Below are 420 nucleotides of genomic sequence, written 5' to 3' on the forward strand. Positions count from 1 at the left end.
GAGAGGTGATGCATCGTCCCTCTTGTTTACCTGTTCCTGAATTGGCGTTGAAATTACTTTTAGGAGAAGCAGCGCAAGCGATTCTCGAAGGGCAAAAGGTACTTCCGAAACGCACCCAAGAACAAGGCTTTACTTATCAATATCCCACAGTTAAACCAGCACTGGCTAATATCGTTAAACAGTGATTAGTGACCCCCTTCTTAACTTTAATCAGCAATCAGAAAAGAGGAGATAACAAGAATGACGGAGACGACACTGCCAAGTCAATATGATCCTTCAACGACAGAAGCGAAGTGGCAAGAGTTTTGGGCGGATCGAGAGGTCTTTAAAGCCCATCCAGAAAAGGGAGGAAAACCGTTTTGTATTGTGATTCCTCCCCCAAATGTCACGGGAAGCCTCCACATGGGTCACGCTTTTAAT

Annotated in this window: 2 protein-coding genes; both read left to right on the forward strand. The window is 45.0% G+C overall.

The features are described from left to right. On the forward strand, nucleotides 1-185 hold a 185-nt coding region (locus R0J87_RS18610), incomplete at its 5' end, for a DUF1731 domain-containing protein (RefSeq protein WP_498888050.1). 55 nt (nucleotides 186-240) lie between these two features. Beyond that, a partial coding sequence (locus tag R0J87_RS18615) for a class I tRNA ligase family protein (protein ID WP_498888052.1) occupies nucleotides 241-420 on the forward strand: 180 nt, incomplete at its 3' end.

Origin of the sequence: Halomonas sp. SIMBA_159 (assembly GCF_046536035.1) — a bacterium.
GTDB classification, from domain to species: domain Bacteria; phylum Pseudomonadota; class Gammaproteobacteria; order Pseudomonadales; family Halomonadaceae; genus Vreelandella; species Vreelandella venusta_A.